Here is a 15,468-nt window from a genome sequence, read left to right on the forward strand (position 1 = left end):
TCTCCATTCTCTCTGGCGTCATCCTCGGGCTTGACCCGAGGATCCATGCACATCTCCCTGCGACGGGCGTGAGCGTGTCGCGGCTCAGCCTTTGATGCAGGCCGCAGGCTCCGCTCGCGACAAAGGTGGCTAGATGCTCGGGTCAAGCCCGAGCATGACGGGGGAGAGGAGGGACGGCCAAGAACACGATGACACGGAAACGAAAATGACACTGAAGCTGAAACGCCTGGAAAACGCAGAAGGCATCGAACCGCCGGCCTACGAGACATCCGGTTCTGCCGGCATGGACATCCGTGCCGCCATCGATGCGCCGCTGACGCTTGAGCCCGGCAAGCGGGTGCTGGTGCCCACCGGCTTCATTTTCGAGATTCCGGAAGGCTTTGAAGCTCAGATCCGCCCGCGCTCCGGCCTTGCCTTCAAGCACGGCATCACCTGCCTCAATACCCCCGGCACCATCGACAGCGATTATCGCGGCGAGGTGAAGGTGCTGCTCGTCAATCTCGGCGAGGAAGCCTTCGTGATCGAGCGCGGCATGCGCATCGCCCAGGTGATCATCGCCCCGGTCACCCAGATGCCCGTCACCGTTGTCGACGCGCTCACCGATACCGTCCGCGGCGCCGGCGGTTTCGGCTCGACGGGGGTCTAGCGCTCCTTCGGCCGTTCCCGCCTCTGAAAATCGCTGTATTTCCGCTGCCGGGCTGCTGGTATAATTTCCGCAACGCGGGTTACAGCGGAGGCTTGCGGATGGAGATGTTGGAGGCGTTTCAGCGGATCGGGCTGGCGCTCGCGATCGGTCTTCTCGCCGGCATCGAGCGCGGCTGGCAGGAGCGCGACATGGCCGACGGGCAGCGTGTCGCGGGGATCCGCACCTTTGCCCTGGTCGGGCTTCTGGGCGGGCTTGCCGGCTATCTCGGGCTGATCGTCGGCGCAGCCGTGCCGGCGACGCTTGCGGCCGGGCTGGTGGCCGCCTTTATCGTGTTCGACTACAAGGCTGCCGCGCCCCACAACGATTTCAGCGTCACCAGCGTGATTGCGGCGCTGGTCATTTTCGCGCTCGGCATCGTCTCGGTGACCGGCGACATGCGGCTTGCGGCCGCCGGCGGCGTGGTCACCACCGTTCTGCTCGCCGCCCGCCATTCCCTCCACGGATTCCTGAAGACGATGACCTGGGTGGAGCTGCGCTCCGCGCTGGTGCTGCTGACGATGAGTTTCGTGGCCTTGCCGCTCCTGCCGGACCGGGCGATCGATCCCTGGGGCGGCTTCAATCCGTTTGCCGTCTGGCTGATGACGGTGATGATCGCCGCACTTTCCTATGCCGGCTACGCCGCGATGCGGATTGCCGGACCGGATCGCGGCATTCTGTTTGCCGGCGCCACCGGCGGCGTCGTTTCGTCAACGGCGACGACCCTGTCCTTCGCCCGCATCTCGGTGAGCGAACCGGCGCTCGCGCGAAAGCTCGCGGGCGCTGCCTCGATTGCCGGCGGGCTGTCGCTGGTCCGCTGTTTCGTGATCGCGTCGGCTGTCGCTCCGGTGCTCGCAAAGCCGCTCGCCTTTGCGCTGGCGCCGGGGCTTTTCGCCTTTGTCGTTGCCAGCCTCCTGCTCAGCGGCAGCAGGGGCCACCCGAAGGCCGACCTTCATCTCTCCAATCCGTTCGAGCTCTGGTCGGTGCTGCGCTTCGGCGCCCTGCTCGGGGTCATCGGGTTTGTCGCCAGGATACTGGTCAATGTCCTTGGCCCCTCCAGCATCGTGTTCATCGCGCTCGTCTCCGGCATCCCCGATCTCGATGCCATCACGCTGTCGACCGCGCATCTGGCCGGAAACGCGGTGCCTGTCGATACCGCCGCCATCGCGGTGCTGACGGCGACGGTGTCCAATCTCGTCACCAAGGTCGCGCTCGCCTATGGCAGTGGCACGCGGGACTACAGTCGGTTGCTGGCGCTGGTAACCCTCGGTGTTGTCCTCGTCGGCGGCGCTGGGTTTTGGGCGTTCCTGGTCTTGTTGCGGTGAGGGTAGGCGGAGGGGCGGAATAAAATTCCGGAAACAGGCTTCCGATTGGAAGTGTGTTTCAGAAGTCAGCGACGCATTGCCCGTTCGTGCCTCGCATTCCGGCGCTGCCGGCCCTACCTAAGAACTATCCAATTCAGGGAGCATCCACCATGGAACAGAACGGCAAACCCGGACGCGGGAAGGTATATTCCTCCATTCTCGAAACGATCGGCGACACGCCGCTCGTTCGCCTCGACAAGCTGGCGAAGGAACATGGCGTCAAGGCCAACCTTCTCGCCAAGCTCGAATTCTTCAATCCCATCGCCTCGGTGAAGGACCGTATCGGCTTCGCCATGATCGAGGCCCTGGAAAAGGCCGGCAAGATCACGCCCGGAAAGTCCGTGCTGGTCGAGCCGACCTCCGGCAATACCGGCATCGCGCTTGCGTTTGCCGCTGCGGCCAAGGGCTACAAGCTGATCCTCACCATGCCGGAATCGATGTCGATCGAGCGCCGCAAGATGCTGGCGCTGCTCGGTGCCGAGCTGGTGCTGACCGAGCCGCCGAAGGGCATGAAGGGCGCTGTCGCCAAGGCCGAGGAAATCGCCGCCGAAACCCAGAATGCCGTCATCCCGCAGCAGTTTGAGAACCCGGCCAATCCGGAAATCCACCGCAAGACCACGGCCGAAGAAATCTGGAACGACACGGATGGCGCCGTCGATATCTTCGTTTCCGGCATCGGAACGGGCGGCACGATCACCGGCGTCGGCCAGGTGCTGAAGGCGAAGAAGCCGGATGTGAAGGTGATCGCCGTCGAGCCGGCGGCCTCACCGGTGCTTTCCGGCGGCTCGCCCGCTCCGCACAAGATCCAGGGGATCGGCGCCGGCTTCGTGCCGGGCGTGCTCGATACCTCAGTCTATGACGAGGTCGTGCAGGTCGAAAACGACGATGCCTTCGCGCTTGCCCGCGAAGTTGCCCGCCTTGAAGGCGTGCCGGTCGGTATCTCTTCCGGCGCTGCACTGAAGGCGGCAATCGAGGTTGGTTCCCGGCCCGAGAACGAAGGCAAGAACATCGTCATCATCATCCCGTCCTTCGCCGAACGCTATCTGTCGACGGCGCTGTTCGAAGGGCTTGGGCAGTAAGAACCTGTAGCGCCGGGGCCAACCGGCGCGACCGTTATCAAGGCTCTTTTGAGGCCGGAGATGTGGCAGAGGCCACGTCTCCGGCCTTTTTGTTGCGCCGTGGCAAATTTGTCGCGGTGCCGCAATCACTGTTGACAAATTTCAAATTTATATGTGAAATAAGTAATCATATATAAGCGTCCTTATCGGAGGAGGGCGCTGATATCTCAGGAGGAAGACAATCATGAAATTTGCAAGTGCCGCTCTTTTTGCGGCCGGTATTCTGTTCGCCGGTACCGCCATGGCGGCCGACTACACCATTCGCCTCGCCAGCTCGCTGTCGCCGGGCGAGCCGACAATCGAAGCCGCCCAGTTCTTTGCCGACGAAGTCGCCAAGAGGACGGATGGACGTGTTGAAATCCAGGTGTTCCCGGCACAGCAGCTCGGCAGCGAGAAGGACGTCAACCAGATGATGCGCCAGGGCGCGCCGATCATCTCGGTGACGTCGTCCGGCTATCTCTCCGACTTCGTGCCCGATTTCGGTGTGGTCGAAGGGCCTTACCTACTCGACAATCCGGCGCAGTTCGAAAAGATCGCCAATTCCGACTGGTTTGCTGCGATCAAGGATCAGTTCGGCGAGAAGGGCATTACCTTCCTCGTCGATGACGCGCTCTTCGGCGCTCGCAACATTCTGGCTGACAAGCCGGTGCGCACGCCCGCCGACGTCGATGGCATGACGATCCGCATTCCGCCGAACACGGTCTTCGTAAAGACCTTCGAGGCCATGGGCACACGGCCCGCGACCGTAGAATGGTCGGAAGTCTACAGCGCCCTCCAGCAGAACGTCGTTGAAGGGGCAGAAGCGCCGCTTGGCTCGCTCTGGGGTTCCAAGCTGTACGAAACCCGCGACACTATCTCCCTGACCCAGCATTTCACCGCCTTCACCTTCTGGGTGATCAATTCCGACTATTTCAACAGTCTGCCGGATGACATCCAGCAGGTGATGATGGAGGTCGGCAAGGAGACGGGCAAACTCGCCACTGAACTGACGCTGAAGCGGGACGAGGATTACAAGTCGAAGTTCCGCGATGCCGGCGTCACCATCGTCGACGACGTCGACATCAAGGCCTTCCGCGAAAAGACCGCCGGCGTTTATGACCAGTTCCCGAACTGGACGCCCGGTCTCTATCAGGAAATTCAGAAGATTCTCGCCGAATAAGCCGTTCATTCGAACTGCCGGGGCCGGGGTGCGAACACTCCGGCCCTTCGGCGGCACACTTCCAAGGCGGGAAACCATGTCCAATACATCGCAACACCCCGGTCTGCGCCCCATCCACTATTTCGAGGAAATCATCAGCGGGTTAGCGCTCGTCGTGCTGGTGGCTGCCGTCTGCTGGGGCGTCGTCACGCGCTACATCACCGAAACGCCTGCCGCCTGGACGGGTGACATCGCCTCGGTCGCCTTCGCCTGGCTCATCTTCATGGGCAGCGCCGCGGCCTTCAAATACGGCATGCATATGAGCATCGATCTGGCGTGGATGCTGATCCCGCCCGGTCCGCGACGCATCCTCGGCGCCCTCGTCGATCTCCTCATCCTCACCTTCCTCGCCTATGCCACCTGGCTCGGCGTGAAATTCTGCCTCAGCACGATGGATGATCCGATGCCGATCCTCAGATGGCCGCGCGCCATCCTCTATGCGGCGCTGATGTGCGGCTTCGCCTGCATGTTCCTGCGCTATGCCGGCATCGCCTGGCGCCGGCTCAACGGTGATATGGCGCCGACGCATCGCCTTTCTGAATCCCCTGAAGAAGGAGGCGCGGGATGGGCCTGATACCGATCGCCATCATGCTGGCGCTGTTCCTGCTGAACACGCCGATCGCGCTGGGCATTGCCATGGCGGCGCTGAGCTTCTTCCTGATGTCGAGCGGTTTGCCGATCAGCTCGTTCATCCAGAAGATGGCGTCCTCCACCGAATCCTTTCCGCTGCTCGCCGTGCCGTTCTTCATCTTCGCCGGAACGATCATGAACCATGCCGGCATCACCCGGCGCCTGCTCGGCTTTGCGGATGCGCTGGTGGGCCATACTGTTGGCGGGCTGGCGCAGGCCAATGTGATGCTGTCGGCGCTGATGGGCGGGCTCTCCGCCTCGGCCAATGCCGATGCCGCCATGCAGGCCAAGATGCTCGGCACGGAGATGGTCCGGCGCGGCTATTCACCGGGCTTCACGGCAGCGGTCTGCACCTGTTCCGCCGTCATCACGCCGATCATTCCGCCAGGCATCGGCCTCATTCTTTATGGCTTTCTGGCGAACGTTTCCGTCGGACGTCTGTTCATCGCCGGCATCATCCCCGGCCTGATGATCATGGTCGCCTTGATGATCGCGGTGCGTATCACCGCGAAGCGTCGCAATTACCAGCCGACGCGGGTGAAGATGGCGACCAGTCGGGAACTCTGGAAGGCCTTCGTGGAATCGCTCGGCGCCTTGTCGATCATCGCCTTCATCCTGATCGGCATCCGGCAGGGTATCTTCACGCCCACCGAGGCCGGGGCGATGACCGTGGTCTATGCCTCGCTCATCGGCTTCTTCTGGCACCGGGAGCTGAAGATTTCGTCTTTCCCGCTGATCATCATCGAAACGGTGCTGGCGACCTCGGTGGTGATGCTGATCATCTGCGCGGCCGGCGCTTTCGGCTTCTACATGACCTGGGAGCAGATTCCGTCCAAGGGCGCGGCCCTGCTGCTCGGCGTCACCCAGAACCCGCTGCTTCTGCTGCTGCTGATCAATGTGCTGCTGCTCGTCATCGGCATGCTGATCGAGGGCACGGCGGCGCTGATCCTGCTGACCCCGATCCTGGTGCCGGCGATCACCAAGCTCGGCATCGATCCGCTGCAGTTCGGCATCATGATGGTGGTGAACCTGACCATCGGCGGTGTAACGCCACCGGTCGGCACGCTGATGTTCACCTCGTGCTCGGTGCTCGGCGTTTCCGTCGGTGAATATATGCGCGAGGCATGGCTGTTCTTTGTCGCCCTGCTTGCGGTGCTGCTGGCGCTGGTCCTGTTTCCCTCGATCGTGACCTTCCTGCCGGACCTGATGATGGGAAAATAACAGTCTGCTGACCGCCATTGCCCTTTGCGGTGGCGGTCAGATGTCATGCAGCACATAGGCCGCCTTGACGGCGGCAGAGGCGCGGTTTTCGACGCCCAGCTTGACGTAGATCTGTTCCAGATGCTTGTTCACCGTGCGGGTCGAAAGGCCCAGAATGTCGGCGATGTCGCGGTTGGTCTTGCCCTTGGCGATCCACATCAGTACCTCGGCTTCGCGTGCCGTCACCGCGAAATGCTTGCGCAGCACCTCGTCGTCGCCGACAGGATTGGCCGGCATCACCCGAAACAGGAATTCCTCGGCGCCGGTCTTTTCCAGAAAGGCGAGCTGAAAGAGCTTCCTGCCGGCGTCGCTGAGTGCCAGCACGGCCTCGCTGCCCGGCTGTGCCTCTCCACCGCCGGTTGCGAGCCATGCGGCGATTTCCCTCGAGATTAACCCAGTGTCCGGCTCGCTGCCGGTGGCGTCCGCGATCAGGCGGCTCGCCTGCGGCGTCATCCACCGAAGCCTGCCATCCGGCCCCGCGGCCAGGAGATGCCGCCCTGTCGCATCGAGCGCAACCCGCGCGCTCTGGGCCGAGCGGGCATTGGCGAGGTGGACGCGGATGCGGGCCCTCAGTTCATCGATGTTGATCGGCTTCGTCAGGTAGTCGACGCCGCCCGATTCCAGCGCATGGACGATGTGTTCGGTCTCCGACAGCCCTGTCATGAAGATCACCGGCGTGCCGGCAGCCGGGCTGGCCTTCAGCCGCCTGCAGGCCTCGAACCCGTCCATCTTCGGCATCACCGCATCCATGAGCACCATGTCGGGCGTGATCTTCTCGACGATCTTCAGCGCGCTTTCGCCGGAGGTGGCGATCAGCACCGAATAGCCTGAGGCTTCGAGCGCATCCGTCAGGAAACTGAGCGCCTCGGGGCTGTCATCGACCAGAAGTACGATTTCCTCAGCCATCGGTTTCCTCTGCGGCCCGCACGAAGCGGATGAAGCCATCGATATCGAAGGCGGTGATGTAAGCGCCTGCCTTTTCTGCAAAGGGCTGGTATGCGGCGCTCTTTGAAAGCGCATCGAGTTTCTCGCGGATACCGCGTAGATAGCCGATTTCGGCGAGGCCTATCAATTCGTCGCGGTCGCTTTTCGGCGGCGGGACGGGCTTTTCGGCAGGTTTTTGTGGGCTGGCCGCCTTCTGGGTGCGCCACACCAGGCCGAGCTGCAGCGCCAGCACATCGCGCAGCCGGTTGAGGTTGACGGGCTTGGAGAGCGTGTCGTTGTGGCTGTCGTCGCCCCGGCCGATCACCGCGTCATCGCCGATATTGGCCGAAAGCATCACGATCGGGCTGGTGATGCCGGCCTCGCGCAGCCGCGTCGCAAGCTGCCAGCCGTTCATGCCGTTCATGCGGATGTCGAGGAGGAAGAGGTCCGGCTTTTCCTCCTCCAGCATGTCGAGTGCGCCGGCACCATCCTCGGCAAGAAGCACGGCAAAGCCAAGCTGGCCGAGAATGTCGCGCATCATCGCCCGATGGTCGGCATTGTCGTCGACCACCATGATCGTGCGGCGCGGGCCCTCATAGCCGGCACGCTCGTTCTCGGCCGTCGCGCGCCACAGCGTTGGCCGGTCGATGGAGGCGAGCATCAGCCGCACGGTGAAGGTCGTACCCTTTCCCTCCTCGCTTCTGACATCGATCGCGCCGCCGAGCGTGTTGACCAGGAGACGGGTAATGGTAAGGCCGAGGCCGAGGCCCGGCTTCTCGCTGCGCCCGCCGCGTTCGAACGGCTCGTAGATGCGACCGAGGTCGCTGGCGGCGATGCCGCTGCCGGTGTCGGAAACGATGAAAGTCGCGACCTGGCTGCGGTAGCGGGCGGTGAAGGTAACGGTGCCGGTGTCGGTGAATTTCACCGCATTGGAAAGCAAGTTGACGAGGATCTGTCGCAGCCGCTTCTCGTCGCTTCTGACATGAGCCGGCAGGTTGCGGTCGCGCTCGTGGTGAAAGGTGAGGCCTTTGGCGCGGGCCTGGGTTTCGAACATGTCGGTGATCTGGTCGAGGAACTCCGTGAGATCGATCTCGTTGGAAAACACCTGGAGCCGGCCGGATTCGATCCGGGATATGTCGAGCAGGCCGTCAATCAGGCCGGAGAGATAATCGGCGGAGCGGCGGATCGACTTGATCGCCGGCTGGCGCGCTTCCGGTATCGTCGGGTCGCGCTCCAGAAGCTGGGCATAGCCGTAGACGGCATTGAGCGGTGTGCGCAGCTCGTGGGAAAGGCCGACGACATAGCGGCTCTTGGCCCGGTTGGCCGCTTCTGCCGCTTCCTTGGCGGCCTGCAGCGCGGCATCCGTCTTCTCGTGGGCGGCGATTTCCTTGAGCAGCAGCGTGGTCTGGCGGGAGGATTCTTCCTCCGCCACCATCCGGCTGTCATGGGCAAGCACGAAGAACCATGCGACGACGCCGGCCACCAGCGAGAACACGAAGAACACGATCAGCGATGTGTCGTAGACCACCGAGGCCGTCTCCGGCGATGCCTGCGCCATCTGATAGGCTACCATGCCGAGGATCGCGCCGATGAAGGCGACGGAGAGCGCAAAGGCGATGCCGTAGCGTCCCAGTCGGCTCGAGAGCTGGGCGACGACACGGTGCGGCAGGAGCTTGTAAGCGACGGTGGCGACCTGGGTGTTGAACCTGGCCTTCGGCTTGCAGAGATCGTGGCAACGGCTGTCGAGCGAACAGCAGAGCGAGCAGATCGGTCCGGCATAGGCCGGACACCAGGCCATGTCCTCCGGCTCGAAGGGATGTTCGCAGATCGAGCAGGTGATCGCGGTTTTCGACTGCCAGCCCTTGCGTGGCTTGCGGGCGAGGTAGTAGCGCCCGTCCGTGGCCCAGGCGAGAAGCGGTGAGGCAATGAGGGCCACGATAAGCGCGATGAACGGCGCAAACGAGACGGCAAGCGCCCCGAACAGGCCGAAATGGGCGGCAAGGGCAATGCCGCCGGAGGTCGCCATCGCGCCAAGTCCCACCGGGTTGATGTCGTAGAGATGCGCGCGCTTGAACTCGATGCCGGGTGGCGACAGACCGAGCGGCTTGTTGATGAACAGGTCGGCCGAGATCGTCGAGAGCCAGGCCATGGCGACGATCGAGAATACGCTGAGCGAGGCTTCCAGCAGGCGGTAGATGCCGAGCTGCATCAGGAGCAGGGCGATCGCAACGTTGAAGATCAGCCAGACGACGCGGCCCGGATGGCTGTGGGTCAGGCGCGAGAAGAAGTTCGACCATGCGAGCGATCCGGCATAAGCATTCATCACGTTGATCTTCAGCTGCGACACGACGACAAAGGCCGCCATCAGCAGAAGTGCTGCTGTCTGGTTGGGGATCATGTAGCCGAAGGCGGTGAGATACATATGGGCGGGATCGGCCGCTGCCGTCGTCGGGGTACCGGCCGAAAGCGCGAGAACGGCGAGGAACGAACCTGCCATCAGCTTCGGCACGCCGACCACCACCCAGCCGGGACCGGCGAGGAAGATGGCAAGCCGGTGGCGCAGTTTGCGCTTGCCGCTCGCCGGCAGAAACCGGAGGAAGTCCACCTGCTCGCCGATCTGCGGCATCAGCGCGAAGATGACGCCGGCAGCCGCGGCAAAGCCGGCCAGCGTGAACGGTGCGGCGGAACCGGGTGCCACTGATGGCGTATGGAGGCCGCCGAAGGCTCGCCACACTTCGAACTTCTCGAAGTCCATGAAGGCGATGAACACGAAAGGCAGGATGTTGAGGATGATCCAGAACGGCTGGGTGATCAGCTGGAACCGCGAGATCATCTGCACGCCATAGGTGACGAGCGGGATCACCAGAACGGCGGAGATGATGTAGCTGATCCACAGCGGAATGCCGAAGGCGAGCTCCAGCGCTCCCGACATGATCGACGCCTCGATCGCAAACAGGATGAAGGTGAAGCTGGCATAGATCAGCGAGGTGACTGTCGAGCCGATATAGCCGAATGAGGCGCCGCGGGTCAGAAGGTCGATATCGACGCCGTGGCGGATCGCATATTTGGCGATCGGCAGGCCGGCAAGCAGCATCACGGCGGCTGCGACAATGGCGGCGAAGAAGGCATTGGTCGTGCCGTAGGAAAGCGTGATCGTGCCGCCGATCGCCTCCAGCGCCAGAAACGAGATCGCGCCGATGGCGGTCTGCGAGATGCGGCTCGAGGAGAACCGGCGCGCGCTCTTCGCGGTAAACCGCAGCGCGTAGTCCTCCAGCGTCTGGTTGGCGACCCAGCGGTTATATTCGCGCCGGACGGGAATGATGCGTTGGCGTGGCGTCATATACTCTGCTTTGAAACGGGCTTTGACCGAATGTTTCGGTATCGCGCCCGCTTGGCAAGCGAAAACGCGGGGAAATGCCGCAGCCATGCCGCACTTTTTCCTTTTTTGCGCAATGTTATGCTCAGTCAAACACGACCGCATCCGAAAGGCAGAGGGACATGGCGAAGGCAGAGACGAAAACCGGCAATGACGGCCAGACTTTCGGAACCGAAGGCATCGCGCCGATGGAGCGTCCGAGCGCGGTGACCCGCTTCTTCATGGGCATCGTCAACTGGGCGGAAAAGCTCAACCTGAAATATGCAATCCATGGCAATCCGCCGGTCTATGACAACGCCACCTTCCCGTGGGCAAAGGATATCGAGGCGGCGGCCCCCGCCATCCGCGCAGAGCTCGACAAGGTTCTGTTGCGCCAGAGCGAGCTGCCGAGCTTTCAGGATATCTCGACCGACGTGAAGACGATCTCCAGCGACAATCACTGGAAGACTTTCTTTCTGCTGGGCTACGGACTGAAATCGGAACAGAACATCAAGGCCTGCCCGAACACCTGGGCAGCGATGCAGAAGATTCCGGGACTGACGACCGTCATGTTCTCGATTTTCGAGCCCGGCAAGCACCTGCCGGCGCATCGCGGCCCTTATAATGGCGTGCTGCGGCTGCATCTCGGCATGATCGTGCCGGAGGCGGCACCCGATGAGCTCGCAATCCGCGTCAAGGACCAGATCTGCCACTGGGAAGAAGGCAAGGTGCTGATCTTCGATGATGCCTATGAGCACGAAGCCTGGAACCATACCGACAAGACCCGCGTCGTGGTGTTCGTCGATTTCGTCAAGCCGACCCGCTTCCCAGCAAAATTCGTCAACTGGCTGCTGATGAACATGGCGGTGTTCACCCCCTTCATCCGCGAGGGGCTGGATAACCACAAGGACTGGGAAAAGAAGTTCTACGCCGAGGCGGAAGCGCTCAGAAACCGGCCGTAAGCGAGCGCGGAAGGCTCAGTCTTCCGGGTCGAGCAGGTCCGGCCGCCTGAGGGCGGTCAGTTCCATCGCCTTTTGATGGCGCCACTTGTCGATCGCGGCGTGATTGCCGGAGGCGAGCACTTCGGGGATCGTCTCGCCTTCCCATTCGGCGGGTCGGGTATAGTGCGGATGCTCCAGAAGGCCGTCCTCGAAGCTCTCATGCGTACCGGAAAGCGCATTGCCCATCACGCCGGGAAGCACCCGGACGACGGCATCGAGCAGCACCAGCGCAGCCGGCTCGCCACCTGAAAGGATGTAGTCGCCGATCGAGACTTCCTCGAGACCGCGACGGTCGATGACGCGCTGGTCGACGCCCTCGAAACGGCCGCAGACGATCACGGCGCCGGGGCCGTCTGCAAGTTCGCGCACGCGTTTCTGGGTGAGGGGACGGCCCCGCGGGCTCATCAGCAGCCGCGGCCGGTCATCGTCGCCCGAGACGGCGTCGATGGCCTTGCCGAGGATGTCGGCTCTGAGCACCATGCCGGCGCCCCCGCCGGCCGGTGTGTCATCGACGCTTCTGTGCTTGTCTTCGGTGAAGTCACGGATGTTGACCGCTTCCAGCGACCAGTCGCCGCGATCGGCTGCCCGGCCGGCAAGCGACGTGCCGAGATGGCCGGGAAACATCTCCGGATAAAGCGTCAGAACCGTCGCGCGAAATGCCATTACAGTCCGCCGGTGCCCGGGAATTCCGAACTGTCGTCGTCACCGTCATCGACGAGGCCGGCGGCCACGGGGTCGATCAGGATGCGGCCATCCTCGAAATCGACTTCCAGCACGGCGTTTTCATTGAACGGGATCAGCACCGGCCGGCGACCGGGGCCTTTCAGCTCCAGAAGATCGCCCGCGCCGAAATCGAAGATCGCGCTGACGGCGCCGTAATTGTTGCCCTCATCGTCATAGACGTCCAGGCCTTCGAGATCGGCGTAGAAATATTCGTCGTCGTCGAGCTCGTCATCCGGCAGGTGTTCGCGCTCGAGATAGAGGTTCAGCCCGCGCAGCGCCTCGGCGGCATTGCGGTCGTTGACGCCGCGGAAGCGGATCACGATCATGTTGTTCTTGCCGGGGCGGGTCTCGAGGATTTCGAAGGTGCGTCCGTCCTCTGCATGAAGGTGCCCGTAGTCGCCGACGGTCAGCGGATTGGCCGTGAAGCAGCGCACCCGAACATCGCCGCGCAGTCCCTGCGCCGCGCCGACGGTTGCCATCAGTACCGGATCTTTGAGTTTCGCCATGGTCGTTCGCTTTCTGCCATTCATGGCTATCTAGGCGCTTTTGCGACAAAGGAAAAGGCCGGGCAGTGATGCCCGACCTCTTTGTCGACAAAGCATTTCCGGACGCCGGCCATCGCTAACGCTTTCCGCGCAATCGCGGAAGCGGCGGGCCGGCGGCAGAGAAACCTTATTCCGAAGCTTCTGCGGAGGCTTCGGCGGCAGCGGCTGCTGCTTCTTCGGCCTTCTGCTTCTTCTCGGCGGCGCGCTCTTCGGCCTTCTTGCCGGGCTTCGCCTTGTTCGGGTTGTTGCGAACCTTGCGCTCGGCAATACCGGCTTCTGCGAGGAAGCGCAGAACGCGGTCGGTCGGCTGGGCGCCGGTGCCGAGCCAGTACTTCACACGGTCGGTGTCGAAAACGACACGCTCTTCCGAGTCCTTCGGCAGCATCGGGTTCCAGTGGCCGAGCTTCTCGATGAAGCGGCCGTCGCGCGGGGAGCGCTCGTCAGCAGCAACGATGTGGTAGTAGGGACGCTTCTTGGAACCGCCACGGGCGAGACGAATTTTGATTGCCATTTCTGTTTCTCCTTGATGGGTATTGACCGTTTTCGGCCTTTTACTGTTCGACGCTGCTGTGTTCTGCAGCGATCTGCTCATGGTGCCGGATGACTTCCCTGATGATGAAATTCAGGAATTTCTCGGCAAAGTCTGGGTCGAGGTCGGCATTCTTCGCCAAAGTCCTCAACCGGGTGATCTGCTGTTCCTCGCGGGCCGGATCGGCCGGAGGAAGGTCATGCTGGGCCTTCAGGTGGCCAACCGCCTTGGTGCAACGAAAGCGTTCGGCCAGAACATGCACCAGTGCCGCATCGAGATTGTCGATCGACTGGCGGTACTGCGCGAGCTGCTGGCGGATTTCGGTGTCGGTCATCACTTCTTGCCCTTGCCAAAACCGCCAAAGCCGCCGCCCAGACCGGGAAGCTTCGGACTGCCGAGGCCCGGAAGACCGCCGCCACCGAGGCTGCCGGCCTGCTTCTGCAGTTCGGCAAGCTGGTTGGCGTCGAGCTTGGAAAGGTCGGGCATGCCGCCCATTCCACCGGGAAGGCCGCCCGGCATGCCACCGCCCATGCCGCCGCCGAGCATGTTCATCATCTGCTTCATCTTGCCTTTGCCCTTGCCGCCCATGGCCTTCATCATGTCGGCCATCTGGCGGTGCATCTTCAAAAGCTTGTTGATGTCGGCAGCTGAGGTGCCGGAACCTGCGGCAATGCGCTTCTTGCGCGAATTCTTCAAAACGTCCGGATGGGCGCGCTCATATTTGGTCATCGACGAGATGATGGCGAGCTGGCGCTTGAACACGCTGTCGTCCATTCCGGCCGCCGCGAGCTTGTCCTTCATGCCGCCCATGCCGGGCATCATGCCCATGATGCCGCCCATGCCGCCCATGTTCTGCATCTGCTTCAGCTGTTCGGCCATGTCGTTCATGTCGAACTTGCCCTTGGCCATCTTCTCGGCCATGGCCCGCGCCTTTTCGGCGTCGATCGTCTCGGCGGCCTTTTCGACCAGCGAGACAATGTCGCCCATGCCGAGGATGCGGTCGGCGATGCGCTTGGGATGAAACTCCTCCAGCGCGTCCATCTTCTCGCCGGTACCGATGAGCTTGATCGGCTTGCCGGTAACGGCGCGCATCGAAAGGGCCGCACCGCCGCGGCCGTCGCCATCCATGCGGGTCAGCACCAGGCCGGTGATGCCGACGCGCTCATCGAAGTTGCGCGCCAGATTGACGGCATCCTGACCGGTCAGGCTGTCGGCAACCAGCAGGATTTCATGCGGGTTCGACACCTTGCGGATGTCGGCCATCTCGACCATCAGCGGCTCGTCGATATGGGTGCGGCCGGCGGTGTCGAGGATGACGATGTCATGACCGCCGAGCTTGGCGGCCTGTACGGCGCGCTTGGCGATCGAAACGGGGTCCTGGCCGGGAATCACCGGCAGGGTGTCGACCTTTGTCTGCTCGCCGATCTGCTTCAGCTGCTCCTGCGCCGCCGGGCGGCGGGTGTCGAGCGAAGCCATGAGCACGCGTTTGCGGTCGCGGTTCGTCATCCGCGCCGCGATCTTGCCGGTGGTCGTGGTCTTGCCCGAGCCCTGCAGGCCGACCATCATGATGACGACCGGGGCGGGCGCGTTGAGATCGATGGTGACGCCTTCCGAGCCCAGCATCTCGACCAGCTCGTCATGGACGATCTTGACCACCATCTGGCCCGGCTTGATCGACTTCAGAACTTCGGCGCCGACGGCCTTTTCGCGCACGCGGGCGGTGAAGTCGCGCACCACTTCCAGCGCAACGTCAGCCTCAAGCAACGCGCGGCGCACTTCGCGAAGTGCTGCAGCGACGTCGGCTTCCGAAAGCGATCCGCGGCCTGTCAGTCCCTTGAGGACGGAACCAAGGCGGTCCTGGAGGTTCTCAAACATTCACGCATTCCCTTTTCGTTTCGGCTTTTCCGGCTGAAACGTTGGCATAGCCACCGACAAAAACAAGACGCAAAGCAAAAAACCATCCGAGGGCGCATCGCGCTGTCGGATGTTGACCTCCGGGATCTCTTTACACCTTTGCGGGTCCCGGTCGGCTGCTGAGCGTCTTTGGTGTCAGCTAAGTCAGCGCGGATAAACAGGAAGATCGCGGCAAAGTCAAGTCCTGCAGGCGTTTCTGCCGCGCCCATGGAACTTTTCGCGGCG

Annotated in this window: 14 protein-coding genes; 7 read left to right on the top strand and 7 right to left on the bottom strand. The window is 62.7% G+C overall.

Going from position 1 to position 15,468, the window contains the following annotated elements:
- Window positions 1–154 precede the first annotated feature (154 nt).
- From dut to TM49_RS08820, 6 genes are all read left to right on the top strand, one after another.
- On the top strand, window positions 155–646 hold the full coding sequence (dut, locus tag TM49_RS08795; protein WP_045680622.1) for a dUTP diphosphatase: 492 nt from the start codon (window positions 155–157) through the stop codon (window positions 644–646).
- Window positions 647–744: 98 nt separating this feature from the next.
- Complete coding sequence (locus TM49_RS08800) at window positions 745–2,007, top strand: MgtC/SapB family protein (protein WP_045680623.1); 1,263 nt, start codon at window positions 745–747, stop codon at window positions 2,005–2,007.
- Window positions 2,008–2,156: 149 nt separating this feature from the next.
- Window positions 2,157–3,125 (top strand): cysteine synthase A, encoded by a 969-nt coding sequence (gene cysK / locus TM49_RS08805; RefSeq protein WP_045680625.1) that lies wholly within the window; start codon window positions 2,157–2,159, stop codon window positions 3,123–3,125.
- Window positions 3,126–3,348: 223 nt separating this feature from the next.
- Complete coding sequence (locus tag TM49_RS08810) at window positions 3,349–4,323, top strand: C4-dicarboxylate TRAP transporter substrate-binding protein (RefSeq protein WP_045680627.1); 975 nt, start codon at window positions 3,349–3,351, stop codon at window positions 4,321–4,323.
- A 76-nt stretch (window positions 4,324–4,399) separates the two neighbouring features.
- A complete protein-coding gene (locus TM49_RS08815; RefSeq protein WP_045680628.1) occupies window positions 4,400–4,936 on the top strand; it encodes a TRAP transporter small permease in 537 nt (178 codons plus the stop codon).
- Window positions 4,927–6,213, top strand: coding sequence for a TRAP transporter large permease (locus TM49_RS08820; protein WP_045680631.1), 1,287 nt, complete (start codon window positions 4,927–4,929; stop codon window positions 6,211–6,213). The genes TM49_RS08815 and TM49_RS08820 overlap by 10 nt, the downstream gene beginning before the upstream one ends.
- 36 nt (window positions 6,214–6,249) lie before the next feature.
- Here TM49_RS08820 and TM49_RS08825 read toward each other — a convergent pair whose 3' ends face one another.
- Window positions 6,250–7,158, bottom strand: coding sequence for a response regulator transcription factor (locus TM49_RS08825; RefSeq protein WP_045680634.1), 909 nt, complete (start codon window positions 7,156–7,158; stop codon window positions 6,250–6,252).
- Entirely contained in the window at window positions 7,151–10,516 is a 3,366-nt protein-coding gene (locus tag TM49_RS08830; protein ID WP_045680635.1) for a hybrid sensor histidine kinase/response regulator, read from the bottom strand. Before TM49_RS08830 ends, TM49_RS08825 begins: the two co-directional genes overlap by 8 nt.
- A gap of 158 nt (window positions 10,517–10,674) precedes the next feature.
- Between TM49_RS08830 and olsC the strand changes: the two genes are divergently transcribed.
- The gene (olsC, locus tag TM49_RS08835; protein WP_082074678.1) at window positions 10,675–11,493 is read left to right on the top strand and encodes an ornithine lipid ester-linked acyl 2-hydroxylase OlsC; all 819 of its coding nucleotides are present in this window, start codon (window positions 10,675–10,677) and stop codon (window positions 11,491–11,493) included.
- Between the two features lie 15 nt (window positions 11,494–11,508).
- Here the strand turns inward: olsC and trmD are convergent, their stop codons facing one another.
- The 5 genes from trmD to ffh all read right to left on the bottom strand — a co-directional run bounded on the left by trmD (window position 11,509) and on the right by ffh (window position 15,204).
- Window positions 11,509–12,195: a tRNA (guanosine(37)-N1)-methyltransferase TrmD gene (gene trmD / locus TM49_RS08840; protein ID WP_045680637.1), complete on the bottom strand. Its 687-nt coding sequence runs from the start codon at window positions 12,193–12,195 to the stop codon at window positions 11,509–11,511.
- The gene (rimM, locus tag TM49_RS08845; RefSeq protein WP_045685016.1) at window positions 12,195–12,761 is read right to left on the bottom strand and encodes a ribosome maturation factor RimM; all 567 of its coding nucleotides are present in this window, start codon (window positions 12,759–12,761) and stop codon (window positions 12,195–12,197) included. The genes trmD and rimM overlap by 1 nt, the downstream gene beginning before the upstream one ends.
- A 166-nt stretch (window positions 12,762–12,927) precedes the next feature.
- A complete protein-coding gene (gene rpsP, locus TM49_RS08850) occupies window positions 12,928–13,311 on the bottom strand; it encodes a 30S ribosomal protein S16 (protein ID WP_045680640.1) in 384 nt (127 codons plus the stop codon).
- A 40-nt stretch (window positions 13,312–13,351) separates the two neighbouring features.
- The gene (locus tag TM49_RS08855; protein ID WP_045680643.1) at window positions 13,352–13,663 is read right to left on the bottom strand and encodes a chorismate mutase; all 312 of its coding nucleotides are present in this window, start codon (window positions 13,661–13,663) and stop codon (window positions 13,352–13,354) included.
- The gene (gene ffh, locus TM49_RS08860) at window positions 13,663–15,204 is read right to left on the bottom strand and encodes a signal recognition particle protein (protein WP_045680644.1); all 1,542 of its coding nucleotides are present in this window, start codon (window positions 15,202–15,204) and stop codon (window positions 13,663–13,665) included. The genes TM49_RS08855 and ffh overlap by 1 nt, the downstream gene beginning before the upstream one ends.
- Window positions 15,205–15,468: the final 264 nt, after the last annotated feature.

Origin of the sequence: Martelella endophytica (assembly GCF_000960975.1) — a bacterium.
Lineage (GTDB): Bacteria > Pseudomonadota > Alphaproteobacteria > Rhizobiales > Rhizobiaceae > Martelella > Martelella endophytica.